Here is a 24,454-nt window from a genome sequence, read left to right as displayed (position 1 = left end):
CATTTGCGGCGCCCTCTCTTCAACCTGGGCGATTGGCGAAGACGGTGATGACATCCAATCTCCCCCCTTGCGGGGGAGATGTCCGGCAGGACAGAGGGGGGTGGGCAGGATCGCCAACTCCCGATTACTTCCAGGCAGCATCCAACTGATGGCCAAATCGCGGGTTCAGTTCATCTGCCAGAATTGCGGATCGGTGCATCAGCGCTGGGCCGGCAAATGCGATGCCTGCGGCGAGTGGAACACGTTGGTCGAGGAAGGCACGTCCGGCGGCATCGGCTCAGGGCCGGCCAACACGCGCAACGCCCGCAAGGGCCGCGCAGTGGTGCTGACAACGCTGTCGGGCGACATCGAGGACGCGCCGCGAATCATCTCGGGCATCGGCGAACTCGATCGCGCCACCGGTGGCGGCTTCGTGCGCGGCTCGGCGCTGCTGGTCGGCGGCGATCCTGGTATCGGCAAGTCGACGCTGCTCACCCAGGCCGCGGCTGCACTCGCGTCAAAAGGCCACCGCGTCGTCTACGTCTCGGGCGAAGAGGCCGTCGCGCAGATCAGGCTGCGGGCGCAGCGGCTCGGCGTTGCCGCCACGCCGGTGGAACTTGCCGCCGAGACCAATGTCGAGGACATCCTCGCCACCATCGCCGACGGCAGGCGGCCGGACCTGGTGATCCTCGATTCGATCCAGACGTTATGGACCGACCTCGCCGATTCGGCGCCGGGCACCGTCACCCAGGTGCGAGCTGCCGCCCAGGCGATGATCCGCTACGCGAAATCCACGGGTGCGGCGATCGTCCTGGTCGGCCATGTCACCAAGGAAGGCCAGATCGCCGGGCCGCGCGTCGTCGAGCATATGGTCGACGCCGTGCTCTACTTCGAGGGCGAAGGCGGCCACCATTTCCGCATCCTGCGTACGGTGAAGAACCGGTTTGGGCCGACCGACGAGATCGGCGTCTTCGAAATGTCGGACAAGGGCCTGCGCGAGGTCGCCAACCCGTCCGAGCTTTTTCTCGGCGAGCGCCACGCGAAATCGCCGGGTGCCGCGGTTTTCGCCGGCATGGAGGGCACAAGGCCTGTGCTGGTCGAGATCCAGGCGCTGGTCGCCCCCTCCTCGCTCGGCACGCCGCGCCGCGCCGTCGTCGGCTGGGACGGCGCCCGGCTGTCGATGATCCTGGCGGTTCTGGAAGCCCATTGCGGCGTGCGCTTCGGCAGCCATGATGTCTATCTCAACGTCGCCGGGGGCTATCGCATTTCGGAGCCCGCGGCCGACCTGGCGGTGGCGGCGGCCCTGGTTTCCTCGCTCACCGGTCTTGCCCTTCCCGCCGATTGCGTCTATTTCGGCGAAATCAGCCTTTCGGGCGCCGTGAGGCCGGTTGCGCATGCGCAACAGCGCCTGAAGGAAGCCGAAAAGCTGGGTTTTGGAAGCGCGGTTCTGCCCTTGGGCAGCGAGGAACTTGCCGGGGGGATCGGGGCCGGCGCTTTCCAGCCGACCGAGCTTGCCGACCTCGTGGCACGCATAGCCGGCACACGCCGAAGCCGCGTGGACGAGCAAGACTAGAGCATCGGACCCAAAACTGGGAACCGGTTTTGGGAAAATCCGATGCTCCGCGCTATAATGCGGCTCATGGAGTGGGGCGAAAGACATGCCGATTACGCTGCTTGACGGAATTCTCGTCGGCTTCACCCTGGTCTCGGCGATGCTCGCCATGGTTCGCGGCTTCTCGCGCGAAATCCTGTCCGTCGTCTCCTGGGCAGCGGCAGCAGCGGCGGCGTTCTTCTTCTACAAGCCGGTCCTGCCTTACCTCAAGCCTTACATCGACAACGAAAAGATCGCCATGGCGGCCGCCGCCGGCATCGTCTTCGTCATCGCGCTGATCGTCGTCTCGGTCATCACAATGAAGCTCGCCGACTGGATCATCGATTCCAGGATCGGCGCTCTCGACCGCACGCTCGGCTTTCTCTACGGCGCGGCGCGCGGCATTCTGGTCGTTGCCGTCGCGCTCCTGTTCTTCAACTGGCTGGCTGGCGCCAAGGCACCGGCCTGGGTCACGGATGCCAAGTCGCGGCCCTTGCTGGAGCAGATCGGCGCCAAGCTCGAAAGCCTGCTGCCCGAGGATCCGGAAAACGCCATCCTCAAGAAACTCAATCCGAATCAGCCGGCTGCTGAGACGCCCGCTGCTCCGGACGCACCGGCTGCGGATGCCCCGGCGGGTGGCGAGGATGCCAACACGCCCGCTCCCGACGATGACGCCGCAGCACCGCCCGCGGAGAACGCTCCGGCCAATCCAGCGCCGGCTGCACCGGCAAACTGACGCCCGGAACGGGCGCCAGGAACTGACGATGGTGTGAACGGCTGCACGGGCGCGTTGCTTTCGACGCGAACCCGCACTATATGGCGATTTTAGCGGAGCTTAAGATGGCAGACGCAGACGACGTGCTTTCCGCCGAGGCTGACGACCATTTCCACGACGAATGCGGCGTGTTCGGCATTTTCGGCCGGCAGGATGCGGCAGCCATAGTCACACTTGGCCTGCATGCGTTGCAGCATCGCGGTCAGGAAGCGGCCGGCATCGTTTCCTATGACGGCACCCAGTTCCATGTCGAACGCCATGTCGGCCTGATCGGCGACACCTTCACCAAGCAGCGCGTCATCGACAGCTTGCAAGGCAACCGCGCCATCGGCCATACGCGCTACGCCACGACAGGCGGCGCAGGCATGCGCAACATCCAGCCCTTCTTCGCCGAACTGGCCGATGGCGGCTTTGCCGTCGCGCACAACGGCAATTTGACCAACGCCATGACCGTGCAGCGGGCGCTGCAGAAGCAGGGCGCGATCTTCTCCTCCACTTCCGACACCGAGACGCTGTTGCACCTCGTCGCCACCAGCAAGGAGCGCGATTTGAACTCGCGTTTCATCGATGCTGTGCGCCAGGTCGAGGGAGCCTTCTCGCTGGTGGCGATGACATCCAAGAAGATGATCGGCTGCCGCGATCCGCTCGGCATTCGGCCGCTGGTGCTCGGCGATCTCGACGGCGCCTGGATCCTGGCGTCGGAAACCTGCGCGCTCGACATCATCGGCGCGCGATTCGTGCGCGATCTCAAGCCCGGCGAGATGGTCGTCGTCACGTCCAAGGGCATTGAAAGCCTGTTCCCGTTCGAGCCGCAGAAGACCCGCTTCTGCATCTTCGAATATGTCTACTTCGCCCGGCCGGATTCCTCGGTCGAGGGCCGCAACGTCTATGAGGTGCGCAAGCGCATCGGCGCCGAACTGGCGCAGGAAAGCCCGGTCGAGGCGGACATCGTCGTGCCGGTGCCGGATTCCGGCACGCCGGCCGCGATCGGCTTTTCGCAAGCCGCCGGTATTCCCTTCGAGCTCGGCATCATCCGCAACCACTATGTCGGCCGGACCTTCATCCAGCCGGGCGATTCGATCCGCCACATGGGCGTCAAACTGAAGCACAACGCCAACCGCCGCATGATCGAGGGCAAGCGCGTGGTGCTGGTCGACGACAGCATCGTGCGCGGCACCACCAGCCAGAAGATCGTGCAGATGGTGCGCGATGCCGGCGCCAGGGAAGTGCATATGCGCATCGCCTCGCCGCCGACGCGCGCCTCCTGCTTCTATGGCGTCGACACGCCGGAGAAATCCAAGCTTCTGGCATCGCGGATGTCGGTGGAGGAAATGGCCGAGTTCATCCGGGTCGATTCGCTCGGCTTCCTCACCATCGATGGCCTCTATCGCGCCGTCGGCGAGGCCAGCCGCGACAACGACCAGCCGCAATTCTGCGATGCCTGCTTCACCGGCCAGTACCCGACCCGCCTGCTCGACTTCGAAGGCCACGACAATGTGCGCACGCTGTCGCTGCTGGCGACGAGCGGGTCGTAGGATTGCCGCGCCGTCATCCGCGTTCGTCAAATTCCCGGAATCCATAGCATGACCCTCGACCTTACCGGCCGCGTTTCGGTCGTCACCGGCGCCTCGCGCGGCATCGGCTATTTCATCGCCAAGGAATTGGCTGCAGCTGGCGCGCATGTGATCGCGGTAGCGCGTACCGTCGGCGGGCTGGAAGAGCTCGACGACCAGATCAAGGCGGCCGGCGGCCAGGCGACGCTGGTGCCGCTCGACCTCGCCGACATGGCCGGCATCGACCGGCTGGGCGGCGCCATCCACGAACGCTGGGGCAAGCTCGACATTCTCGTCGCCAATGCCGGCGTGCTCGGCGTGATCTCGCCGATCGGCCATGTCGAGGCGAAAACGTTCGAAAAGGTGATGACCATCAACGTCACCTCGACATGGCGGCTGATCCGCTCGGTCGACCCGCTGCTGCGACTCTCCGACGCCGGCCGCGCGATTTTGCTGTCCGCGAATTCGGCCCACTCGGCGCGCGCCTTCTGGGCGCCCTACGCGGCGTCCAAAGCGGCGGTCGAGACGATGATGCGCTCCTGGGCGCATGAGACGCAAAGCCTGCCGCTCAGGGTCAACGCCGCCGACCCGGGCCCCACCCGCACCGCGATGCGCGCCCAGGCTGTACCCGGCGAGGATCCGGCAACACTGCCTCACCCTTCGGAGGTCGCCAAGCTTATCGTGCCGCTGGCCAGCCCGGACCTGAAGGAGACCGGACTGATCTTCCAGGCCAAGCACAACCGCTTTGTCGCCTATCGCCAGCCGGAATAGCTGCTTTTTGCCGGAAGATTCTCGTCACCGCCGACGTTCTTCGAATGTCACACATTCGAAACCTGAACGGAGGACCACCATGCGTAGACTGCTTCTCGCCACCGCCGCCGCCCTGATCGCGGCCACGGGCGCCGCCTATTCGCAAGACGCAAAGATGAGCTTCTTCGTCACCAGCGTTGGCCCCGGCAAGGGTGCCGACCTCGGCGGCCTCAAGGGTGCGGACGCGCATTGCGCCTCGCTGGCGGAAGCCGCCGGCGTCACCGGCAAGAGCTGGGCCGCCTATCTGTCGACCAGCGATACCGACGCGCGCGACCGCATCGGCAAGGGGCCGTGGGTGAACGCCAAGGGTGTGAAGATCGCCGACGATGTCGCCTCATTGCACGGCGACGCCAATGGCATCACCAAGCAGACGGCGCTGAACGAGAAGGGCGAAGTGGTCAACGGCCGTGGCGACAAGCCAAACCGCCACGACATGCTGACCGGCTCCAAACCCGATGGCACGAAGATCGCCGACCAGACCTGCGGCGACTGGACGATGAGCGGAGCGGAAGGTGCCGCGATGATGGGCCATCACGACCGCACCGGCCTCGACGATTCGGCGGCCGCCAAATCCTGGAACTCCTCGCATGCCTCGCGTGGCGGCTGCAGCCAGGAGGCGCTGAAGGGCACCGGCGGTGACGGCCTGTTCTATTGTTTTGCCACCAACTAAGCCCGCCTGGGTTTAGATCTGGGCCCAGATCCGCCATCGCATCACGCGGCTGTGATGTGATGGCGGAAGGCAGCGCGGCGGTCATGCTTTCGTCATTTCGGCGGAGTTGATAGGATCGCAGCGACTCCCGCAACAAGCGCCCCAATCGGGCAGAACAAGGACATCCCCATGGCAACGACCGCAGCGCTGGTCTGGTATCTGGTAATCGCCGGCCCGCAGGGCGGCATGGTCGTGCTGCCCAGCACCTTCGACAAGCGCGAACAGTGCACCGCCGCCATCACCGAATATCAGAAGCAGCCGACACCGACCGGCTGGTCGGTGCAATGCGTGCCGAGCGCCTCCCCCTTCACCGACGAGGGCGACGCCGAAGAGCCGGCAGCGCAGTAAGCGCCCGGCGCACGGCGTTTCAGCGCCGTGCGCTCACCGTCAGCTCCGGCTTCTGGTTGATGGTCTGGAACACCACGCAATAGCGCTCGGTCAGCTTCAGCAGGGAGTCTACCCGCTCCTGCGGCTCGTCGGTATCGAGATCGAAATTGAGCCGGATGGCGCGAAAGCCGACCGGCGCATCCTTGGCGACACCGAGCGTGCCGCGAAAATCGAGGTCGCCTTCGGCTTCCACCGTGGCAGCGCCCAGCTTGAACTCCAGCGCCGTCGCCACCGCCTTCAGCGTCACCCCGGCGCAGGCCACCAGCGCCTCCAGCAGCATGTCGCCCGAGCAGAGTTCGAGCCCCGAGCCACCGGTTGCCGGATGCAATCCGGCGATGGCGATCGCCCTGCCCGTCTCCACCTTGCAGGCAACAGACTGGTCGTCGATCGACCCTTTGGCGCGAAGCGTGATCAGCGCCTGCGCAGCGTCGTCGCGATAGGCCTGCTTCAGTGGCGCCTGCATCGCCTTCAGTTGGGTCGCATCCATTTCCGTTCCTTCGCTCTCGTGGCCGGACAGCGGCGTGGCTTTGTCAGATATAAGTGCCGATTGCCTTCTGGAAGCAAGGTCGCCATCCCCTGCCCCAACGCAAGCTTAGGCCTGGCGTAGCGCTGTGCCGACTTTCGCCCGTATAGCTTTTGGTACGGGAGACTTCCTCTCGCGTCGCTCCACACAGCATTTTGCCGCCCCCTGCAACACTGGTCCCGCGCCTTATGGCCGATGTCGCGATTCTCGAAACACGCGAAAGGGTTCTCGCCGGAATCCTGCTGACCGGTGCGGCCTATTTCCTGTTTTCGACGCAGGATGCCTCGATCAAGCTGCTGGTCACCGGCATGACGGTCTGGCAGATCATGTTCTTCCGCAGCATCACCATTCTGGGCGCCTGCGCGGCGATCGGCGGCCAACGGCTGTTTGCCGACACGGTGCGCTCGCCGATCGTGCGGCCGATGCTGGTGCGCAGCGCCTTCACGCTCGCCGCCTGGCTTTGTTACTACAATGCCGCGCGCAGCCTTCAGCTTGCAGAACTGACCACCGTCTATTACGCGGCACCGATCATCGTCACAGTGCTTTCGGTGGTGATGCTCGGCGAAAAGGTGCCGATGCTGCGCTGGCTTGCGGTGCTGATCGGCTTTGCCGGCGTCTTCGTCGCTTGCGACCCGACCCATCTCGGCCTGTCCGTGCCGGTGTTGCTGGTGCTGGCGGCGGCCTTTTTGTGGGGCATAGCCATCGTGCTCCTGCGCAAGACCGCGCTTGCCGAGCGTTCGATGATCCAGCTTCTCCTCAACAACTTCTACTTCCTGCTCTTTTCGGCGGGACCGGCGCTGCTCTGGTGGCAAACGCCGGACTGGACCCAGTTGCTGCTCCTTGCCAGCGTCGGCGCGCTCGGTGGGTTTGCGCAATATCTTCTGTTCGAAGGCATGAAGCGAACGCCGGCTTCGATCCTTGCACCCCTCGAATACACCTCGCTGTTGTGGGCGTTCGCGCTCGGCTTTGCGATCTGGGGCGACGTGCCGCGCCGTGAAGTGTTCTTCGGCGCCGCCCTTATCATCGCCGCCGGGCTGCTGATTGTCGGCACGGAGCATTTCCGCAAGCGGCTATGATGTGGATCGCCGTCACTGCTGACGCTACGATGTCAGGACGCAACGGCGTAGGCTGGCGGCATGAGTGACATTGCAGCCCCGACGGACAGCACCACTGAGCGCACGCTGGGTATCCTGCTGGTGTCGTCGTCGGCGGCGGTGTTCGGCCTGACCGGGGTGCTGACCAAGTCGATCCATGCCGATCCGCTGACCATCACCTGCTGGCGCGGCTTTGTCGGCTCGATCCTGATCAGCCTCTATGTGCTGTGGCGCCGCCATCGCTCCGGCAACCGCGAAACGTTGCGCCTTGGCTGGCGCGGCTGGCTGCTGGCGGTGGAAGGGGCGCTGGCCAGCATCGCCTTCATCTCGGCCTTCAAGTTCACCTTCGTCGCCAATGTCGCGATCATCTATGCCACCGCGCCTTTCGTCACAGCGCTGCTGGCCTGGGTTCTGACGCGCGAGCCGTTCCGATTGCAGACGATGGTCGCCGCTACCGTCTCGCTGTCCGGCGTGGCGATCATGGTCTGGTCCGGGTTCGGCACCGGTCATCTGTTCGGGGACGGGTTGGCTCTGCTGATGACCATCGGCAGCGCGCTCTACATGATCATGGTGCGCGCCTTCCGCGAGACGCCGGTAGTGTGGGCCGGCGCGGTTTCGGCCTTCCTCTTGTTCGTGCTCGGCTGGTTCGTCACCGATCCGCTGGCGGTCACGCCGCGCGATGCGGTGCTGCTTGCCACCTTTGGCTCATGCTTTGCGCTGTCCTCGATCCTGTGGACGGAAGGGGCGCGGCTCATTCCGGCGGCCGAATCCGGGCTGCTCGGCTCGGCCGAAGTGCCGTTCGCGATCCTGTTTGCCTTCCTGTTCCTGGGCGAGATCGCACCAGCCGCCAGCATGATCGGCGGCGCCATCGTGTTGTGCGCGGTGTTTGCCCATGCGGGGCGGGATTGGCTGATGGCCCGCTCGCAACGGCTGGCGTCAAATATTTCGTAAAAAAGTTACACAGTCGCGGAACCATCGTCCGGCTCATGCATTGTTGGTGTGACGGGCCACCCCCAAGTCCCCCCAAACCCCTCGGCCCGTCCTACTCCCAGCCGACCGCAAGGTCGGCTTTTTCTTGGGCGTTTGTTCCGCAGCGAGATCGGAGCTTGTCGATCAGCCAAGGAGGCCGGGCAAAGCCAAATTGCCACTGAGCAGTGCCGCCAGATCAGCTGCCGGACCATCGGCACCGGCGCGCAGCCGAACGGCAAATTCAGCTATCGGAACCTGCGGCAGACCAAGTTCGCGCGGCGCTTCGACAATGCCGGAATGGGCAAAGCGCGCGGTGCGCAGCGTCAGCGCAACACCCGCATTCACCGCCGTGCGCAGACCGGCCAGGCTGGCGCTGCCGGCGGCGATGCGATAGCGGCGGCCGGCCGCATCGAGTGCGGCAAGTGCTGCTTCGCGAAAGCCGCAATAGGGATCGAGCAACGCCAGCGGCAATTCTTCCTGGCGCGAGGCCAGCCCCCTTTGCGAACACAGCCATATCATCGGTTCGCGCAGCACGCCGACTTCGTCCGGCGCAGCAGTCTGGCGCATGACGATCGCCAGATCGAGCCCGCCGGACTGCATCGCTTGCGCCAGTTCGGCGGAGCGGCCGACACGCAATTCGATCCTGACGCGCGGATGGCTGACGGCGAAGGCGCGCAGCAGATCGGGCAGACCGCTGTCCGCAAAATCCTGCGTCGTCCCGATGGCAACGCGCCCGGCAGCACGCGCGCCCTTCAACGCCAGCCACGCCTCGCGGTGAGCGGCAAGGATGCGCCTTGCATGGCCGACGAGATCCTCGCCGGCGGGCGTCAGGCCTCGGCCCCGGCCCTGCGGCGCCAGAAGCGCTTCGCCGACGATTTCCTCGAGCCGCTGCATCTGCGTGGTGACCGCCGAGGGTGAACGGCCGACGCTCAACGCCGCCTGCGCCAGCGAGCCGCTGTCGACGAAAGCGATGAAAGTCCTGAGCAGGTCGGGATCGAGCGTTTCCATAGTTCGATGATATCGAACCTTCAATTGAAAACAATTCGATTTTTTTGACTCGATGACAGTGGCATGGTCCTTCCAACGGCGATCCGACGCCGCTCAAACCAGGAGAAGAAAAATGCCCATCATCAACGTTAGCGTCACCGGCAAGCCTGATGCCGCGCTGTCCGCCCGGATCGCCGGAGAAATCACCGAGATCACGGCCGCGCAGTTGCGCAAGGATCCGACGATCACCGCGGTTGCCGTTTCCTATTTCGATCCGCAGCACTGGTTCGCCGGCGGCAAGTCACTGGCCGAGCATGGCACCAACACGTTCTGGCTCGATATCAAGGTGGTCGACGGCACCAACACCAAGGTCGAGCTGGAGGCCTATCTGAAGGCGATTTTCGACGCCTTCGGCCGCCTTTTGGGCGGTGTGCATGAGGAAAGCTATGCCTTCGTGCATGAAGTGCCGGCCGCCGCCTATGGCTATGGYGGCAAGACGCAGGAGTTCCGTTTCATCAGCGGGCGGTTGAAGGCGGCGTGAGCTGCTGCCTTCCCTTCTCTCCAAAAAGGGGGAAGGAAGCGAGCGCCGCGCCTCCACATTGACGTTGCCCTCCATTCCGCTACGCTCTGCCCCGAAGCGGTCRCAAAGAGCCGCATGCTAGAATCGTTGGGAGAGAAGCGGCATGATCCTGACACTGGCGCTGCTTGCGGGTCTTGTCCTGGCCTGGCTGCTGATCGGCGTGGTGGAGAAATTCCGCCTCGGCCTGCGTTTCACCCAGGCACTGCTCTATGTGCCGTTCAAGCTTGCCTACCGGATCAGCGACAACCGCGTCAGGATCGCCCGCAAGGCGCAGGCCCCTGTCATCTACGTCATCTCGCATCAATCGCGTTTCGAGCCGGCGCTGATGCTGTCGCTGCTGCCGGACGATACGCTGCATATACTCGACGAGGTCTCGGCGCGGTCGCCATGGCTCGAACCGTGGCGCGAGCTTGGCCGCACCATCGCCTTCAACGCCGAACATCTCTTCGTCAGCCGCAGGCTGGTGCGCGTGCTGAAGGGCAAGGGGCGGCTCGCCGTCTATCTGCCGGACGCGGTCGAGCCCAACGTCAAGACGTTTCGCCTGTTTCGCGCCGTCACCCGCATCGCCATGCAGGCCGACGCCAAGATCGTGCCGATCTTCGTCGCCGGCGCGCGCAGCCTGCCGGTGTCGCTGACGCCGGCGGACAAGGCGCCGCGGCACTGGTTTCCGCAACTGTCGATCAGCGTGCTGGAACCGATGACCATCGCCGAACTGGCAGCGCGCAACCCGGACCAGGCCTCGAACACCAACGCGCTGTTCGACCGTGTCGCCGAGGCCCGGCTTTTCGGCGCCGACCTCGATCGTGGCCTGTTCCTGGCCATGCGCGACGCCGCTGCCCGTGTCGGCGCCTCGCACTCGATCATCGAGGACGTCATCTCCGGCGCGCTGAGCTACCGCAAGATGTTCATCGGCGCCCGTGTCCTGGGCCGCCGGTTCGAGGCGGTGACGGCGCCGGGCGAAGCGGTCGGCCTGCTGCTGCCCAACGCCAATGGCGTGGTGCTGTCGTTTGTCGGCCTGCTGTCTGGCGGCCGGGTGGCGGCAATGATCAACTACACCGCCGGCCCGGCCAGCGTGACCGCGGCGGTGCGCACAGCGGTGATCCGCACGGTTGTCTCCTCCCGTGCCTTCGTCGAGAAGGCCGACCTCGCCGATATCGTCGCGGCGGTCGAGAACGGCGGCGCCAAGCTGCTTTGGCTGGAGGATGTGCGGGAAGACGTCACCGCGCTCGACAAGCTTGCCGCGGCCTTGCTTTGGCGCTGGCCGCTGCAGCGGCAGGATGCGGCCAAGCCTGCGGTGATCCTGTTCACCTCGGGTTCGGAAGGCACACCCAAGGCAGTGGTGCTGTCGCACAAGAACCTGCTTGCCAACGCCATGCAGGCCGAGGCGCGCATCACCATCTCGCCCGCCGACATCCTGCTCAACGTGCTGCCGGTGTTCCATTCCTTCGGCCTGACGGGCGGCACCATCCTGCCGCTGGTCACCGGGGTAAAGCTGTTCCTCTACCCCTCACCGCTGCACTACAAGATCATCCCCGAGATCGCGCGCAAGGTGAAACCGACCATCATGTTCGGCACCGACACGTTCCTCGCCAACTATGCGCGCACCGCCAAGGACGGCGATTTTTCCAGCCTGCGCTTCGTCGTCGCCGGCGCCGAGGCTGTGAAGCCGGAAACCCGCCGCGTCTATCGCGAACGCTTCCAGGCCGAGATCATCGAAGGTTTTGGGCTGACGGAAGCCGCACCCGTGGTTGCCGTCAACACCGCGATCCATGGCCGCGACGGCACGGTTGGCCGGCTGCTGCCGGCGATGCGCATGAAGCTGGAGCCGGTCGAAGGCATATCCGACGCCGGCCAGTTGTGGCTCGACGGACCGAACCTGATGATGGGCTACATGACTGCCGATCGCCCCGGTGAGTTGCAGCCGCTGACCGGCTGGCACGACACCGGCGACATCGTCGCCGTCGACCGCGAAGGCTTCATCACCATTCGCGGCCGTGCCAAGCGCTTCGCCAAGATCGCCGGCGAGATGGTGTCGCTGGGTGCTGTCGAGATGCTGGTGCAGTCGCTGTGGCCGGAAGAACGCCATGCGGCGGTGGCGGTGCCGGACAAGAGGCGCGGCGAACGCATCGTGCTGGTCACCACCGCCGACGATGCCAATCCCGACGAGTTGCGCAAATTCGGCAAGCAGGCGGGCGCCGCCGAACTGATGGTGCCGAACGACATCATCAAGGTCGAGGAAATCCCGGTGCTGGGTTCCGGCAAGACCGACTATGTGTCGACCAGAAAGCTGGCGATCGACAGGCTGGGGCTGGGTGTGGCGGCCTGAAGCCGACGCGAAGCGGAGCGCAGGGACCCAGGATGACGAACGCGGAGCTGGCTTCGAGCAACCCTACCCGATGTCCGAAGGCGGCACTTTCTCGCCCTCCTGCTTGGCGCGCTTGGAATAGGCGCGCACGCTGAACGGCAGGAAGAGCAGATAACCGGCGACCGAAGCGGTCAGCGTGTACCAGGGATAGGTCATCAGCAGCAGCACGTAGAGCACGACGCCAAGGATGATCGGCAGCACCTTGTCGCCTGGCACTCTCAGGCTCTTGCCGGAATAGACCGGCAGCCGGCTGACCAGCAGGAAGGCAACCAGGATGGTGAAGCCGGTGGCGACGAAGGCAGCCGGGCGACTGGGCTCCAGACCCGTGCGCAGGAAATAGAGATAGAGAGGCAGCATCACCAGCACGGCGCCCGCCGGCGCCGGCACGCCGACGAAATATTCGGACTGCCACACGGGGCGCTCGGCCTTCTCGTCGTCGAGCACGTTGAAGCGGGCAAGCCTGAGCCCGCAGGCGATGGCGAACAGAAGTGCTGCGATCCAGCCCGGCGATCCGGCGCGGTCGAGCAGGAAGGCATAGAGCACCAGGGCGGGCGCAACACCGAAGTTGACGATGTCGGCCAGCGAATCCATCTGCGCGCCAAACTTGGAGGTCGCCTTCAGCATCCGCGCCAGCCGCCCGTCAATGCCGTCGAGGAAAGCCGCGAGCAGCACCATCACCACTGCCGGCTCAAAACGGCCCTCAAAGCCGAAACGGATGCCGGACAGGCCGGCACAGATGGCCAGCACGGTGACGAGGTTGGGCAGCACCATGCGCATCGGGATTTCGCGGATGCGCGGGCCGCCGCTGGCATGGGCTTCGAACTTTTTATATTGCGTGCCCACCGGTCAGGAAATCCGCACGAGGGGAGTGCCGGCGACACCGCCGAATTCGGCCAGCACGGTTTCGCCACCGACGGCCGTCTGGCCGACGGCAACGCGCGGCGTGGCGGTGAGCGGCAGGAACACGTCGACACGGGAGCCGAAGCGGATCAGGCCGAAACGCTCGCCGATGGCAATCGAGCCGCCGGCCTCGGCCCAGCAGACGATACGGCGCGCCACCAGACCGGCGATCTGGACAGCCGCGACCGTGCCGTTGGGGCTGTCGATGACCAGGCCATTGCGCTCATTCTCGGTGCTCGCCTTGTCGAGTTCGGCATTGAGGAATTTGCCCGGCCGGTGCTCGATCTTGGCAATACGGCCGCGCACCGGGGCGCGGTTCACATGGCAGGAAAACACGTTCATGAACACTGAGATGCGGGTCATCTCGACATTGCCGAGGCCAAGTTCGCGCGGCGGCACGGCCGGTCCAACCGCCGAGATGATGCCGTCGGCGGGGCTCACCACAAGGCGATCGTCAACCGGCGTGACGCGCTCTGGATCGCGGAAGAAATAAACGCACCAGGCGGTCAGGATAAGGCCGATCCAGAACAGGATCGACGAGAAGTAGCCGAGGAAAAGCGTCGCCGCGCCGAAGGCCGCGATAAAGGGATAGCCTTCGCGATGGATCGGTACGAACGCGTTCTTGACCGTATCGACAAGGCTCATCGGGCTGGGGCAGGCTCCGTTTCAAGTCCGGCCTCAATAGCCGAAAGCCCAATTCACCGCAACGCAACAATCGGCAAGGCCGCATTGGCCGCAACTGGGAGGAGCCGTCATGCGCTTGCCTGTCGGCATCCTTGCCGCCAGAATTCAGGCCACCGCCGGTTCGCAGCTCCAGAGAAAAGACCGACTTCCCATGATCCGACACCTGAACGGGGCCAACCTTGATTCCAGGCGATGGGCTGAAATCGCTGCAGTTCTGGCCGCACTGCTGGCATCGAGCGGGAGCGCCATGGCACAAGCCAAGCCATCCTTCGACTGCGCCAAGGCCGCCAGCGCGGCGGAAAAGGCCATCTGCGCCGACCCTGCCCTGGCGCAGGCCGATGCAGACGTGGCGAAAACCTACGCGGCGGTGCTGAAGACGCTCGATCCTCACGCCGGCAAGGCCTTGCGGGACGACCAAAGCGATTTCATTGCGTATCGCGACCAGATCGCCGGCTTCAACGAGAACACACCCAAGGATCGGCAGAATTTCGATCTCGGCGAATTCCTGCGCGACCGCGTGGCCTTCCTCGCCGGTATCCGCAAGCCCAAGGATACCGGTTTCATCGGCACATGGAGCAGCGTTCGCGGCACGGTCGAGATCAAGGCGGCTGGCGCCGGCAAGCTCGACGTGTCGGAAGATGTCGCCAATCCTGTCTCCGGCAGTGGTTCGTGTGAGATCGGGGGCACGGTCAAGGCACATACGGAATTACGGTTGGTCGATACCGACGACAACGAAAAGCCGACCGGCTTTGTTTTCACCTTCCATCGCGATGGCGATGCGCTCGTCGTCGAGCAGAGCGGCACCGGCAAGGACGGCATTTCGGAACCGCCATCATGCGGCGCCAACGGCCATGCCGATGGAACGTTCTTCCTGAGCGAAAAACAGTAGGGCTGCTGTCGGGGATGCGCCCCCTCGCCCGTCCTTGGTGAGACAGCGCTTCATTCCGCCCGCAAGGGCCGACGACGCGTGCAACGGAGGCTCCCGATCATGCAGGCATCATCTGGCAACAAAGCTCGTGTCGTGACGGAAGGCCTCGCCTTCGGGGAATCGCCGCGCTGGCATGACGGATGCCTGTGGCTCTGCAACTGGGGGACCGGCGAGATCATCGCCGTCGATGCCGACGGCAGCCGCGAGATCGTTCTCACCGTGCCGGCTGTGCTGCCCTACTCCATAGACTGGCTGCCGGACGGCCGCCTGCTCGTCGTCTCCGGTCGCGAGGGGTTGCTGTTGCGCAGGGAACCGGACGGTTCACTGGTTACCCACGCCGATTTGCGCGGCCTGTCGAAAAGCCCGTGGAACGAGATCGTCGTCGACGGGCGCGGCAACATCTATGTCAATGGCGGCGGCCCGGCGCCGGCCCCCGGCCAGTATTTCGGCCCAGGTACCGTCGTGCTGGTCACGCCGGACGGCGCGGTCCGGCAAGTGGCGGAAAATATCGCCTTTGCCAACGGCATGGCGGTGACGCCGGACAACAAGACGCTGATCGTCGCCGAATCGCACGCCAATCGGCTGACCGCCTTCGACATCGCCGCGGACGGCAGCCTCGCCAACCGCCGCGTCTGGGCCGACCTCGATGGTTTTCCCGACGGCATCTGCCTCGATGCCGAAGGGGCGGCCTGGTACGCGGACGTCCCCAACAAGCACTGCGTGCGGGTGCTCGAAGGCGGTGAGGTGCTGCAGACCGTTAATGTCGATCGCGGCTGCTTTGCCTGCATGCTGGGCGGTGCGGACCTGAAAACGCTGTTCATCGCCGCCGCCGAATGGCGCGGCTTCGAGCACATGACCGGCGATGCCCGCACCGGCCAGGTGCTCAGCGTTGAAGCGCAGGCACCTGGCGTCGGCTGGCCGTAGAGCCTTACACCCCGGGGATCCGCTGATAGTTGGCGATGTCGGCTCGCACGCCGAGCCGGGCGATCGTCTCCTGCGGATTGAAACCGGTACGCGCATGCTCGGCCGTGACGATCGGCACGACCCGGTCGACGACCGATTGGCTTTCCCATTCGACGATCGTGACCAGGTTGAATTCGCCCGGACCCGAGAATTGCTCGAGCAGGAAATCTTGCACGAAGCCATCCTGCCGGCGTAGCACCTCATGCGTTGCCTTGACCTTGGCGAGTATCTCTTCGCGGGCGGCGGCCGGGACGACGAACTTGTCCACCCTGAACACGCTGCCGCCATCAGCACTCTGATTTATCTTGCTCATTTTCGATTGTTCCGTTCCTGGATCTTGGTGTTTGCGGGCTCCAAGAACGGCCTACAATCTCAACTAAAGTTGAGGTCAAGCGGATTCTTTCCCTTCTCCCACAAGGGGGAGAAGAAGAGCCGCCGCTATGACACCTCCGACGTGCGGCGGCGGACGATGACGCCAAGCTCGTCGCCTTCGCGGGCGATGCGCAGCCGCTCCTCGGCTTCGGTCGCTTCGCGCTGGCGGTCCCACATCGAGGCGTAGAGGCCGTGCTTGCGCATCAGCTCGGCATGGGTGCCGCGCTCGGCGATCTGGCCATCCTGCAGCACGATGATTTCGTCGGCGGAAATCACAGTCGACAGCCGGTGGGCGATGACGATGGTGGTGCGGCCACGGCTGACCAGATCGAGCGCTGCCTGGATCTCCTGCTCGGTGTGGCTGTCGAGCGCCGATGTCGCTTCATCCAGCATCAGGATCGGCGGTGCTTTCAAAATGGTGCGGGCGATCGCCACGCGCTGCTTCTCGCCGCCGGAGAGTTTCAGCCCACGCTCGCCAACCATCGACTTGTAGCCATCGGGCAGCCGCTCGATGAACGGGCCGATCTGGGCGAGTTCGGCCGCCTTGCGCATGTCCTCCTCACTGGCGCCGATGCGGCCATAGCGGATGTTGTAGGCGATGGTGTCGTTGAACAGCACCGTGTCCTGCGGCACCATGCCGATCGCCCCGCGCAGGCTTTCCTGCGTCACGTCCCTGATATCCTGACCGTCGATCAGCACCTGGCCGCCCTGGACGTCGTAGAAGCGGAACAGCAGCCTGGAGATGGTCGACTTGCCGGCGCCCGATGGCCCGACGATGGCCACGGTCTTGCCGGCCGGCACCGCGAAGCTGATGCCCTTCAGGATCTTGCGGTTCGGATCATAGGAGAAATGCACGTCGCGAAACTCGACCTTCCCTGCGCTGACGGCGAGTGGCCTGGCATCCGGCTTGTCGACGATCTCCTGCGGAACATCCAGAAGGTCGAACATCTGCTCGATATCGGTCAGCCCCTGGCGGATTTCGCGATAGATGAAGCCGATGAAATTGAGCGGCACCGACAGCTGCATCAGCATCGCGTTGATGAAGACGAAGTCGCCGACCGTCTGCGTGCCCGCCTGCACTTCGAGTGCCGACATGCACATGACGATGACGGTGCCGAGACCGAAGATGATGCCCTGGCCAAAGTTCAGCCAGCCGAGCGAAGTCCAGATGCGGGTCGCCGCGATCTCGTAGCGCGCCATCGAGCGGTCGAAGCGCTCGGCCTCCATGCCTTCATTGTTGAAATATTTGACCGTCTCGTAGTTGAGCAGCGAGTCGATCGCCTTGGTGTTGGCGTCGGTGTCGCTGTCGTTCATGTCGCGGCGGATGCCGATGCGCCAGTCGCTCGCCCGCACCGTGAACCAGACATAGACCCAGACGGTGACCGCGACGACGACGACGTATTTCCAGCCATAGGTGTAGGCGAAGATGCCGGTGGTCAGCGCGAATTCGAGGATGGTCGGCGCGGTGTTGAGCATGATGAATCGGACAATCGTCTCGATGCCCTTGGTGCCGCGCTCGATGATGCGCGACAGGCCGCCGGTGCGCCGCTCGAGATGAAAGCGCAGCGACAGTTCATGCATATGGACGAAGGTGCGGAAGGCGAGCTGGCGCACCGCGTACTGGCCGACGCGGGCAAACAGTGCGTCGCGCAGTTGGTTGAAACCAAGCTGCACCAGTCGCACGACGTTGTAGGCGACGACCAGCATGACGGGCGCCAGCAGGAAGGTTGGCAGCGGCGGCACAGACCTGGCGTCGCCGGCCAGCGCGTCGGTCGCCCATTTGAAAAAATAAGGACCGGCGACCAGCGTCAGTTTGGCGACAACCAAGAGAAGCGTCGCCCAGGTGACCCGTGCCCGGAGATCGGCGCGATCCGCCGGCCACATGTAAGGCCACAGATTGAGCAGCGTCTTGAAGGTCGAGGAGTCGGAGACGGTTTTTTCGGCCATTTCTGGTGCCTTCTTCTTATTTTCAGCGGCCGGAGCAGCAGGAATTGACGAGCGCGGCGACCGATGCGGAAACATCGGCAAGCGCGGCGTGGTCGACCGCATAGCGCGAGCGCTGGCGATCGGGCTCGAAGCGGACCAGCCCGGCCTCGACCAGTATCTTCAGGTGTTGTGACACGGTGGACTGCGCCAGATCGAAACGATCGACGACTTCACGGCAGCAACAGGAGTTGCTGGCTGACAGGTGCTTTATGATTTCGATGCGTGCCGGGTGGGATAACGCGGCAAGCCGCGCGGCAACGGTGCGGCTGTCCGGGGCGCAGTTGGCCGGCGCGGAGCGGCATCCGTCTGTTTCGGAGGGGGATTCGGTCATCGTCCATCGGCGATAAACGATGACCGGTTCTGCGGCAAGCTGCCCTTTTGGGCAGATTTGGCTGCTAGGCCGTTGGAATGTGAGAGCTGAACCAATCGAGCACCAGCTGGGGGTTTTTTCCGAAGTAGTTATATCCTTCGAAACGCTGGTCTGTCCCTTCGATCCAGAACAGTTTCTTGTCCTCTGAGGAGATGGTGTCGTAAATTTCCTGCACATTGGAGGGCTTGGTCAGGAAATCATTGCGAACCTGCGCGACGAGCGTCGGAACAGTCACTGCCCTGGCATAGTCCATCGGCCAGACGTCGGCGAGGTGGAAGCCGGTCCGCTTGTGAAAGGCCACGTCGAACAGATCAAGGCCATTGGCGATTTTCTGGTTTTCGACAGCTGTTTCCACGAATACCGCAGGCGTGACAGGCTGCAAGGCGATCATCGCCTTGATGTGTCTGAATTCCTCCGGATGCTTCTTCATGCCCACGATGGTGGCATTGGCTCCCAGGCAACGGCTGTAAAGGGCCGTCTTCATGTCCTTGGTATCGGGCCGGGATTTCGCGTAACGCAGCGATCCGATGACGTCGCGATATTCCAGCACGCCGTGGCCATTGATGCCGCCGCTGCCCGTCCCGCTGCGACCATGGTTGCGCATGTCGTAGGTGACGATGTTGTAGCCTGCATCATGCAGGAGCTTGTATTCCGGCAGGAAATTCACTTCGAAGCCGCCAAAATTTTTCCACGGCTCCAGATGCCCCGGATAGCCGTAGCGATTGCAGGGCATGGGGTGATTGAAGATGAGCAACCTGTCTGACTGGGCAGGGATGAACCAGCCCTCGATTGTCACGCCATCCATCGCCGGAAAGAAGATCTCCTCGTATTCCATGCCGTATTCATTCGGCCACCTCAGGATCGGCGTGCGGGTTGAATGTGCCATCAAATCGGCAAGGCCATTGATGAACTCTTCGGATTTGGCATCTGTCATGGTTGCACCTGTTTGCGTTTGATTGTCCGCAGCCGTCGCAACTGAGGATGAGGCGGCGATGAAAGGGAAAGCGGCAAGCGCCACCCCGGCTTTCAGAAGCTGTCGGCGGTCATTCGAGAGAGCGCCTTCCTGCTGAACAGAATTGTCGCGCTGGTTGCCCATGTGGGCCTCCTTGATGGTTGTTGAGATGTCGATGTCCGCTGGGATTTGAGGCCAGGACGCACTCGGTGTTGCCCGCCCTGTTCGCCCGTTATGGCTGCGGAGGGACAAAACCTTCCGTGATGACAACCGTGCCTTCGGTCGAGGCAACGCGGAACTTCCTCGCGGCCGTATATTCGGGCGAATTGTAGAAGCGCTGGGCGTCGGCCAGGCTTGGAAACTCGGCTATGGCCATAACCTTTTTCGGCTGGCCTTCCACCGCGTTCGCGTTGAGGTTGAAGACTATGATCTTGCCGCCATATTTCGGGGCAAGCGGACCCGCCTCTTCCATATATTTGCGGTAGCCCGCCTGATCCTTGATTGTGTAGTTGGCGATCATGTAGCCGGGCGGCTGTGTGTTCTGCGCAAAGCCTGTTGCGGCAAGAACGATGGTGGCGGCCGTGGCTGCGACCGCGCCGATAGCGAGTCTCTTCATTGTGCAATTCCTTTGGTTTTGTGGGCCTAGAATGAGCCGTCTGTCGACATGGACAGGTCCGCGTAGGCGCTCAGATCCTCGAGGCGCCCTTCGAGGACCGGCTTGAACGCCGCAAGGGCGTCACTGCCAGCCAGGAACTGCCTCGGCGGAATCTCCATCCCGGCAAGTTTGATGAGGACAGCGCCGAGCTTGGCGGGATCACCTTGCTGTTTGCCGTCATAGCCCGACCACATGTCTTGGGCCGTGCCTTCAGCGGCATAGTCCTCGATCGTGCTAGCGCTATACTTGGCGTTCTGGGCATCGAGGAGGTCCGTGCGGAAGAAGCCCGGCGCGACCACCACGATCTTGATGCCGAACTGTTCGACCTCCTGCGCCACCGAGAGGGAAAGGCCTTCGACCGCGAATTTGGCAGCGCTGTAGGCGCCGCAATGCTTGAAGCCCATTATGCCGGCAAGCGAACTGATGTTGATGATCCGGCCCGAGCGTTGTTTGCGCATGGCTGGAAGGACCGCACGCATGACGTGGATGACGCCGTACAGATTTGTCGAGATCAGTCCCTCGATCTGGGCGGTGCTCAACTCCTCGAAATTGCCAAGCAGGCTGTAGCCGGCATTGTTGACCAGAACGTCGATGCGTCCAAAGGCCTTCATCGCCTCGTCAACCGCAGCCTTCGCCTGTGCTTCGTTGGCGACATCCACCTGGATGCACACGAGCCTGTCGCCTGCGACATCGCTCAGCGCATTGCGGACCTTGTCGAGATTGCGGCCAGTCGCGATCACCCGATCGCCTGCCTTCAGTGCCGCCCTGGCGGTGGCGGCGCCAATACCGCTGCCGGCACCTGTGATGAACCAGACCTTGCTCATATCCAACTCCTTGTCTTCGATGGACAGGAGATAGACCGCGCAGCTTATCCCGATTAGACGCTATTATCTGCATGAACTTAGAAATGGGATTGATAAATGCGTCATCGTCAGTCGAAAACCACTACCCTTTGTAGCGGAGCGCTTCGACCAGGACGGCGAAGGCCGGGGTTTGTTGTCGTCTGCTTGGATAATAGAGGTGGTAGCCGGAGAATGGCGGGCACCAATCCTCCAGCACACGGATGAGGCGTCCATCGGCAACATGCTGGGCGATTTGCGATTCGAAGGTATAGACCAGCCCCAGTCCGCCGAGGGCAGTGTTAACCAGCATCTCGTTGTCATTGATGACGAGCGACCCGTTAACCCGGACCTCAAGCTCGACGCCGTCGCGCTCAAACTCCCAGGCATAGAGCCCACCCCCTGCGCTCTGCCGGTAGCTGACGCAATTGTGGTTGCTCAAATCGCGCGGCGTTTGGGGAACCTCGCGAGTGGCAAAATACGTTGGGGAGCCGACCACCGCCATGCGGATGTCCGCGCTCACCCGGACCGCAACCATGTCCTTCTCGACCTGCTCGCCGACGCGGATGCCCGCGTCAAACCGACCGGCGACGATGTCGGTCAGCCCTTCATCGACATTGATCTCGACAGCGATGTCCGGATATTCCGGCAGGAGCTTCAACAGGACGGGCCAGAGCACCGTTCTTGCCGCGTGCCGGAAGGTGGTGATGCGGATCGTGCCCGCAGGCTTGTCACGAAGGGCGGTGAGCTGAGCGATTTCATTGTCGATATGGTCGAATGCCGGACGCAGGCTGTGAAGCAGCCTTTCTCCAGCGTCGGTCAGCGACAGGCTGCGTGTCGTTCGCGAGATCAATCTGACTTTGAGCCGCTCCTCGAGCATGCGGACGGCATAGCTGAGTGCCGACTGGGACAGGCCAAGCTTCGCGGCGGCACGTGTAAAGCTTCCCTCTTCGGCGACCGCGATAAACATGGCCAACTCGCTGAAGTCGCCTTTTCTCATTTATAAGTCCTGTTTCTGACTGCGCGCCGATTATAGCGCCCAATCGACATGTTCGTCCTCGGCTATTTGGTGGACGCCGAAACCGATCACGGCCGAAGCGCCGGGGATTGATGACGAAACAGAATTGGGTCACCAGCCCGAGCGACACCGCCGGGCTGGTTCAACACCGAACCAGAAGTCCTTTGTTGTGCAGGGACTCAGTCGAAGGCGTCTCGCCTCGCGGTGGAGGCGAGCGCGCTCAATACAATCACTTGGTCTTGGGCGGAGCCGTCGTCGCCTGCTCGCCCATCGCCTTGAGGTCGGCGGCTTCGCCTTCCTTCGACTTTTGCGGGACCTTGAACACCTGCCCCGGCCAGATGCGGTCGGGATCGCTGATCTGATCCTGGTTGGCGAGGTAGATGGTCGAGTAGCGCACGCCATGGCCGTAGACGCGCCGCGAAATCCGCCAAAGCGTATCGTTGCGGCGAATGATGACGGCACTGCCGGCATGCTCGAGCTTGGGCGCCACCGTCTCGGGCACATCGCCTGGCGGCGTTGCCGCAGCCACAACTCCTGCAGCGTCGGTGGCGGGAGCGGGCGTCGTGGCCGGAGCCTCGGTGGCCGGTGCAGCAGGAGCCGATGCGGATTCCGCCGGAGCAGCCCCGGCGACGGCAGGCACGGCCGGCTTTGCTTCGGCGGGCGCCACGGCGGCGACAGAATCACCCGGCTCGCGCTCGAACGGTACGGCGGCGCGGGCCACAACTGTCACCCCGTCGGCATCGAGGCCATCGACATGGATGGTGTAGCTGCCGACCGGAATGTCACGCGTCGCCTCGACCAGGAAATGGCCGTCCGGCGACGTCTTCGCGTCGCCGAGCAGGATGTCATTCGCATAGGCGCGCACCTTGCGGCCGGCATCGGCGAGACCGGCGACAAAGATCTTTTTGCCGTCGATTTCGACCGCTTCGACGACGATCTTGGGTTCGGCCACTGATCCGGCGGGCGACGTAGCCGGTGCCGCCGGAGCGGGGGCTGCTGCAACCACGGCTGGCGCAGGAGCCGCCGGGGCGGCAGCCTGGTCGCCAGCGGCCGGTGCCGCCGGCTTTGTCTCGGGCGCCGGAACGGTGAGCAGTTCGGCCGGTTTGCCGGGCTCCTCGACCATGGCCAGCACCTGGCCCGCCGCATCCTTGGGAACCGAGACGACGGCGGTTTGCGCCGAGGCGGTCACGACATCGCCGGTGGTGGCGCGCAATGCGATTGTGTAGTCGCCGGGTTTCAACGGATCGTCGAGCACGATGACAAAGGCGCCATCGGGACCAGCGACCGTCGAGCCGAGCACGGTGGTGCCGTTGAGGATCTCTACCTTCGAATTGGGCGCCGCATTGCCGGCAATGACGATCGAGCCATTGCTCTCGACGCGCACCACATCGAAGGACGGCACGATCGGACCGGCCGCAGCAGGCGCCGCCGCATCCGTTGCGGGCGCGGCTGGAGCCGCCGCATCTGTTGCCGGTGCGGCCGGGGCCGTCGTCTGAGGGGCCGCGGCGGGAGCGGCCGGCACCGCCGCTGGCGGCAGCCGCGCTTCCGTGCCGGGATCGGCTGGTTTCGGCGCCGCGGGCGGCGTCAGTGCTGCCACTTCCGCCGGCGGCCTGCGAATGAGATATGGGTCGAGTGCGCCCGATACATAGGCGGTTCCTGCGGCCGCAACGGTCCCACCCGCTGCGAACAAGAACGCCTTCAGTGGATTAATTGCCATATTTCCCTACCCCTTAGCCACCTAATGCCGGTCTAGCCTGTTTTGCCAAAGCCGACAAGAAAAAGCCCGCCCCGGGCTTGACCCCGCTTTCAGACCCAATCACCAATCATCGGTATGAACACGATTCGATCCGTCTGCGTCTATTGCGGCTCGTCTCCGGGCCGCGATGAAACCTATGCCAAGGCCGGTCACCTGCTTGGGCGCTCGATTGCGCGCTCCGGCCTCAGGCTGATTTACGGCGGCGGCACCAAAGGCATCATGGGCGCCGTAGCCGAGGGCGCCTTGCGTGCCGGCGGCAAGGTGACGGGCATCATTCCGCGCTTCCTGATCAACAAGGAGGCGACCGAAACCGCGCTTGACCGGCTCGACGAACTCGTAATCACCGACAACATGCACGAGCGCAAACACAGGATGTTCGAAAAATCCGACGCCTTTGTGGCGCTGCCGGGCGGCATCGGCACGGTCGAGGAGATCGTCGAGGTCATGACCTGGGGGCAGCTCGGCCATCACCGCAAGCCGATCGTCTTCGCCAATGTCGGCGGATTCTGGGATCCGATGCTGGCCTTGCTCGACCACATGGCCGCCGAGGGCTTCATCCACACCGCGCAGCGGGTCAAGCCGCTGGTCGTCAACGACCCCGAGGCAATCGTCGCCGCCATCATGGTGGCAGGCTCCTCGGTCGACGCCCCGACAGAGGGAATGCAGTCGGTTATCGACAAGATGTAGGGGAATAAGGGAGTAGGGGCAG

Annotated in this window: 25 protein-coding genes; 13 read left to right on the top strand and 12 right to left on the bottom strand. The window is 63.9% G+C overall.

What is annotated here, in order from left to right; all coding sequences use genetic code 11:
• The first annotated feature begins 148 nt into the window (after positions 1–148).
• From radA to AC1D0I_RS25555, 6 genes are all read left to right on the top strand, one after another.
• Positions 149–1,552, top strand: a complete 1,404-nt coding sequence (gene radA, locus AC1D0I_RS25580; RefSeq protein WP_457151112.1) for a DNA repair protein RadA — start codon at positions 149–151, stop codon at positions 1,550–1,552.
• A gap of 85 nt (positions 1,553–1,637) precedes the next feature.
• Positions 1,638–2,306 (top strand): CvpA family protein, encoded by a 669-nt coding sequence (locus AC1D0I_RS25575; RefSeq protein WP_457151113.1) that lies wholly within the window; start codon positions 1,638–1,640, stop codon positions 2,304–2,306.
• A gap of 104 nt (positions 2,307–2,410) precedes the next feature.
• Positions 2,411–3,880 carry an amidophosphoribosyltransferase gene (gene purF / locus AC1D0I_RS25570; RefSeq protein WP_095086431.1) on the top strand — a complete coding sequence of 490 codons (1,470 nt, stop codon included), beginning with the start codon at positions 2,411–2,413 and terminating at the stop codon, positions 3,878–3,880.
• Between the two features lie 48 nt (positions 3,881–3,928).
• Positions 3,929–4,669 carry an SDR family NAD(P)-dependent oxidoreductase gene (locus tag AC1D0I_RS25565; protein WP_477398604.1) on the top strand — a complete coding sequence of 247 codons (741 nt, stop codon included), beginning with the start codon at positions 3,929–3,931 and terminating at the stop codon, positions 4,667–4,669.
• A 79-nt stretch (positions 4,670–4,748) separates the two neighbouring features.
• A complete protein-coding gene (locus AC1D0I_RS25560) occupies positions 4,749–5,378 on the top strand; it encodes a hypothetical protein (RefSeq protein WP_477398602.1) in 630 nt (209 codons plus the stop codon).
• A gap of 168 nt (positions 5,379–5,546) precedes the next feature.
• Positions 5,547–5,765 carry a hypothetical protein gene (locus tag AC1D0I_RS25555; RefSeq protein WP_027045347.1) on the top strand — a complete coding sequence of 73 codons (219 nt, stop codon included), beginning with the start codon at positions 5,547–5,549 and terminating at the stop codon, positions 5,763–5,765.
• Between the two features lie 19 nt (positions 5,766–5,784).
• Here the strand turns inward: AC1D0I_RS25555 and AC1D0I_RS25550 are convergent, their stop codons facing one another.
• Positions 5,785–6,291: an OsmC family protein gene (locus AC1D0I_RS25550; RefSeq protein WP_477398600.1), complete on the bottom strand. Its 507-nt coding sequence runs from the start codon at positions 6,289–6,291 to the stop codon at positions 5,785–5,787.
• Between the two features lie 224 nt (positions 6,292–6,515).
• Here AC1D0I_RS25550 and AC1D0I_RS25545 point away from each other — a divergent pair, with 224 nt between their 5' ends.
• Together AC1D0I_RS25545 and AC1D0I_RS25540 are read left to right on the top strand one after the other, a co-directional pair.
• On the top strand, positions 6,516–7,403 hold the full coding sequence (locus AC1D0I_RS25545; RefSeq protein WP_477398598.1) for a DMT family transporter: 888 nt from the start codon (positions 6,516–6,518) through the stop codon (positions 7,401–7,403).
• Between the two features lie 60 nt (positions 7,404–7,463).
• Positions 7,464–8,372, top strand: a complete 909-nt coding sequence (locus AC1D0I_RS25540) for a DMT family transporter (protein ID WP_477398596.1) — start codon at positions 7,464–7,466, stop codon at positions 8,370–8,372.
• 162 nt (positions 8,373–8,534) lie between these two features.
• Here the strand turns inward: AC1D0I_RS25540 and AC1D0I_RS25535 are convergent, their stop codons facing one another.
• Positions 8,535–9,398 (bottom strand): LysR substrate-binding domain-containing protein, encoded by an 864-nt coding sequence (locus tag AC1D0I_RS25535; protein ID WP_477398594.1) that lies wholly within the window; start codon positions 9,396–9,398, stop codon positions 8,535–8,537.
• A 112-nt stretch (positions 9,399–9,510) separates the two neighbouring features.
• Between AC1D0I_RS25535 and AC1D0I_RS25530 the strand changes: the two genes are divergently transcribed.
• Entirely contained in the window at positions 9,511–9,918 is a 408-nt protein-coding gene (locus tag AC1D0I_RS25530) for a tautomerase family protein (RefSeq protein WP_477398593.1), read from the top strand.
• 142 nt (positions 9,919–10,060) lie between these two features.
• A complete protein-coding gene (locus AC1D0I_RS25525; protein WP_477398591.1) occupies positions 10,061–12,283 on the top strand; it encodes an AMP-binding protein in 2,223 nt (740 codons plus the stop codon).
• Positions 12,284–12,346: 63 nt separating this feature from the next.
• On the opposite strand, the gene AC1D0I_RS25520 is transcribed toward AC1D0I_RS25525, so the two are convergent.
• Positions 12,347–13,165, bottom strand: coding sequence for a CDP-alcohol phosphatidyltransferase family protein (locus tag AC1D0I_RS25520; protein ID WP_095086458.1), 819 nt, complete (start codon positions 13,163–13,165; stop codon positions 12,347–12,349).
• A gap of 3 nt (positions 13,166–13,168) precedes the next feature.
• A complete protein-coding gene (locus AC1D0I_RS25515; RefSeq protein WP_477287304.1) occupies positions 13,169–13,867 on the bottom strand; it encodes a phosphatidylserine decarboxylase in 699 nt (232 codons plus the stop codon).
• 286 nt (positions 13,868–14,153) lie between these two features.
• Here AC1D0I_RS25515 and AC1D0I_RS25510 point away from each other — a divergent pair, with 286 nt between their 5' ends.
• On the top strand, positions 14,154–14,795 hold the full coding sequence (locus AC1D0I_RS25510; protein WP_477398589.1) for a lysozyme inhibitor LprI family protein: 642 nt from the start codon (positions 14,154–14,156) through the stop codon (positions 14,793–14,795).
• 99 nt (positions 14,796–14,894) lie between these two features.
• Positions 14,895–15,758: an SMP-30/gluconolactonase/LRE family protein gene (locus tag AC1D0I_RS25505; RefSeq protein ID WP_477398587.1), complete on the top strand. Its 864-nt coding sequence runs from the start codon at positions 14,895–14,897 to the stop codon at positions 15,756–15,758.
• Between the two features lie 4 nt (positions 15,759–15,762).
• Here the strand turns inward: AC1D0I_RS25505 and AC1D0I_RS25500 are convergent, their stop codons facing one another.
• The 8 genes from AC1D0I_RS25500 to AC1D0I_RS25465 all read right to left on the bottom strand — a co-directional run bounded on the left by AC1D0I_RS25500 (position 15,763) and on the right by AC1D0I_RS25465 (position 23,706).
• Positions 15,763–16,110 carry an antibiotic biosynthesis monooxygenase family protein gene (locus AC1D0I_RS25500; RefSeq protein WP_477398585.1) on the bottom strand — a complete coding sequence of 116 codons (348 nt, stop codon included), beginning with the start codon at positions 16,108–16,110 and terminating at the stop codon, positions 15,763–15,765.
• A 125-nt stretch (positions 16,111–16,235) separates the two neighbouring features.
• Positions 16,236–18,116: an ABCB family ABC transporter ATP-binding protein/permease gene (locus AC1D0I_RS25495; protein WP_477226266.1), complete on the bottom strand. Its 1,881-nt coding sequence runs from the start codon at positions 18,114–18,116 to the stop codon at positions 16,236–16,238.
• A gap of 22 nt (positions 18,117–18,138) precedes the next feature.
• On the bottom strand, positions 18,139–18,486 hold the full coding sequence (locus AC1D0I_RS25490) for an ArsR/SmtB family transcription factor (protein ID WP_457155640.1): 348 nt from the start codon (positions 18,484–18,486) through the stop codon (positions 18,139–18,141).
• A 64-nt stretch (positions 18,487–18,550) separates the two neighbouring features.
• Positions 18,551–19,621: an alpha/beta hydrolase family protein gene (locus AC1D0I_RS25485; RefSeq protein WP_095086473.1), complete on the bottom strand. Its 1,071-nt coding sequence runs from the start codon at positions 19,619–19,621 to the stop codon at positions 18,551–18,553.
• A gap of 88 nt (positions 19,622–19,709) precedes the next feature.
• Entirely contained in the window at positions 19,710–20,093 is a 384-nt protein-coding gene (locus AC1D0I_RS25480; protein ID WP_477398583.1) for a DUF1330 domain-containing protein, read from the bottom strand.
• Positions 20,094–20,119: 26 nt separating this feature from the next.
• Complete coding sequence (locus tag AC1D0I_RS25475) at positions 20,120–20,956, bottom strand: SDR family oxidoreductase (RefSeq protein WP_477398581.1); 837 nt, start codon at positions 20,954–20,956, stop codon at positions 20,120–20,122.
• A gap of 121 nt (positions 20,957–21,077) precedes the next feature.
• The gene (locus AC1D0I_RS25470) at positions 21,078–21,971 is read right to left on the bottom strand and encodes a LysR family transcriptional regulator (protein ID WP_477398579.1); all 894 of its coding nucleotides are present in this window, start codon (positions 21,969–21,971) and stop codon (positions 21,078–21,080) included.
• A gap of 247 nt (positions 21,972–22,218) precedes the next feature.
• Entirely contained in the window at positions 22,219–23,706 is a 1,488-nt protein-coding gene (locus AC1D0I_RS25465) for a LysM peptidoglycan-binding domain-containing protein (protein WP_477398577.1), read from the bottom strand.
• Positions 23,707–23,820: 114 nt separating this feature from the next.
• Between AC1D0I_RS25465 and AC1D0I_RS25460 the strand changes: the two genes are divergently transcribed.
• Positions 23,821–24,432 (top strand): LOG family protein, encoded by a 612-nt coding sequence (locus tag AC1D0I_RS25460; protein ID WP_457151876.1) that lies wholly within the window; start codon positions 23,821–23,823, stop codon positions 24,430–24,432.
• Positions 24,433–24,454: the final 22 nt, after the last annotated feature.

Source organism: Mesorhizobium sp. P2_D1 (assembly GCF_056404455.1).
This window is presented reverse-complemented; position numbering and strand designations above follow the sequence as displayed.

Coding starts and splice junctions, on each gene's coding strand:
- radA (WP_457151112.1), top strand. CDS start 149: ATGGCCAAATCGCGGGTTCAGTTCATCTGCCAGAATTGCGGATCGGTG.
- AC1D0I_RS25575 (WP_457151113.1), top strand. CDS start 1,638: ATGCCGATTACGCTGCTTGACGGAATTCTCGTCGGCTTCACCCTGGTC.
- purF (WP_095086431.1), top strand. CDS start 2,411: ATGGCAGACGCAGACGACGTGCTTTCCGCCGAGGCTGACGACCATTTC.
- AC1D0I_RS25565 (WP_477398604.1), top strand. CDS start 3,929: ATGACCCTCGACCTTACCGGCCGCGTTTCGGTCGTCACCGGCGCCTCG.
- AC1D0I_RS25560 (WP_477398602.1), top strand. CDS start 4,749: ATGCGTAGACTGCTTCTCGCCACCGCCGCCGCCCTGATCGCGGCCACG.
- AC1D0I_RS25555 (WP_027045347.1), top strand. CDS start 5,547: ATGGCAACGACCGCAGCGCTGGTCTGGTATCTGGTAATCGCCGGCCCG.
- AC1D0I_RS25550 (WP_477398600.1), bottom strand. CDS start 6,291: ATGGATGCGACCCAACTGAAGGCGATGCAGGCGCCACTGAAGCAGGCC.
- AC1D0I_RS25545 (WP_477398598.1), top strand. CDS start 6,516: ATGGCCGATGTCGCGATTCTCGAAACACGCGAAAGGGTTCTCGCCGGA.
- AC1D0I_RS25540 (WP_477398596.1), top strand. CDS start 7,464: ATGAGTGACATTGCAGCCCCGACGGACAGCACCACTGAGCGCACGCTG.
- AC1D0I_RS25535 (WP_477398594.1), bottom strand. CDS start 9,398: ATGGAAACGCTCGATCCCGACCTGCTCAGGACTTTCATCGCTTTCGTC.
- AC1D0I_RS25525 (WP_477398591.1), top strand. CDS start 10,061: ATGATCCTGACACTGGCGCTGCTTGCGGGTCTTGTCCTGGCCTGGCTG.
- AC1D0I_RS25515 (WP_477287304.1), bottom strand. CDS start 13,867: ATGAGCCTTGTCGATACGGTCAAGAACGCGTTCGTACCGATCCATCGC.
- AC1D0I_RS25510 (WP_477398589.1), top strand. CDS start 14,154: ATGGCACAAGCCAAGCCATCCTTCGACTGCGCCAAGGCCGCCAGCGCG.
- AC1D0I_RS25505 (WP_477398587.1), top strand. CDS start 14,895: ATGCAGGCATCATCTGGCAACAAAGCTCGTGTCGTGACGGAAGGCCTC.
- AC1D0I_RS25500 (WP_477398585.1), bottom strand. CDS start 16,110: ATGAGCAAGATAAATCAGAGTGCTGATGGCGGCAGCGTGTTCAGGGTG.
- AC1D0I_RS25495 (WP_477226266.1), bottom strand. CDS start 18,116: ATGGCCGAAAAAACCGTCTCCGACTCCTCGACCTTCAAGACGCTGCTC.
- AC1D0I_RS25490 (WP_457155640.1), bottom strand. CDS start 18,486: ATGACCGAATCCCCCTCCGAAACAGACGGATGCCGCTCCGCGCCGGCC.
- AC1D0I_RS25485 (WP_095086473.1), bottom strand. CDS start 19,621: ATGGGCAACCAGCGCGACAATTCTGTTCAGCAGGAAGGCGCTCTCTCG.
- AC1D0I_RS25480 (WP_477398583.1), bottom strand. CDS start 20,093: ATGAAGAGACTCGCTATCGGCGCGGTCGCAGCCACGGCCGCCACCATC.
- AC1D0I_RS25475 (WP_477398581.1), bottom strand. CDS start 20,956: ATGAGCAAGGTCTGGTTCATCACAGGTGCCGGCAGCGGTATTGGCGCC.
- AC1D0I_RS25470 (WP_477398579.1), bottom strand. CDS start 21,971: ATGAGAAAAGGCGACTTCAGCGAGTTGGCCATGTTTATCGCGGTCGCC.
- AC1D0I_RS25465 (WP_477398577.1), bottom strand. CDS start 23,706: ATGGCAATTAATCCACTGAAGGCGTTCTTGTTCGCAGCGGGTGGGACC.
- AC1D0I_RS25460 (WP_457151876.1), top strand. CDS start 23,821: ATGAACACGATTCGATCCGTCTGCGTCTATTGCGGCTCGTCTCCGGGC.